The following is a 601-nucleotide window of genomic DNA, read 5'->3' as shown; positions in this document are numbered from 1 at the left end:
TTTGCAGGAGTCACCAGATGGGTGAAGCCAAAAGGCGCGAAAAAGCGGTACTGACACAGGCCCTGCAGGCCATGGCCGTGGACACGCCGGGCGGCCGAATCCACGTGCAGTGGGACCACACAGCCAGCGCTTCGCCGAACGCGCAACTGACCTTCTTTGCCGAGTTCCTGGCCACCACCGGCCTCTACCAATCCTGGGTCGACAACTGCCCCCTGAGCTACAGCAGCCCGAACGCGCCCGGCAAACGCGATGTACTGGGCACCTGGCTGCTGTCGATCCTGGCCGGACACAAACGCTACGCCCACATCACCGGCCTGCGGGGCGATGCGCTGAGCCCGCAGATACTGGGCATGGAAAAAATCATCAGCGAAGACGCGCTACGCCGCGCCCTGGCCCGCATGAGCCAAGAGCAAAGCCAGTCCTGGCTGGCACCCCAATTGCTGGGCAGCGTGCAGGCGGCCTTGAGCACCCCGTGGATCCTCGACATCGACACCACCATCAAGCCTTTGTACGGCAAGCAAGACGGTGCCCAGGTCAGCTACAACCCCAGGAAGCCAGGACGCCCCAGCCACGCCCTGCACACCTACTGGGTCGGCAACCT

Annotated in this window: 1 protein-coding gene; it reads left to right on the top strand. The window is 64.1% G+C overall.

Annotated elements, in window-relative coordinates; translation table 11 throughout:
- Window positions 1-17 precede the first annotated feature (17 nt).
- On the top strand, window positions 18-601 hold a 584-nt coding region (locus tag PY257_RS16210; RefSeq protein WP_275743695.1), incomplete at its 3' end, for a hypothetical protein.

Origin of the sequence: Curvibacter soli (assembly GCF_029211125.1) — a bacterium.
Lineage (GTDB): Bacteria > Pseudomonadota > Gammaproteobacteria > Burkholderiales > Burkholderiaceae_C > Curvibacter_A > Curvibacter_A soli.
This window is presented reverse-complemented; position numbering and strand designations above follow the sequence as displayed.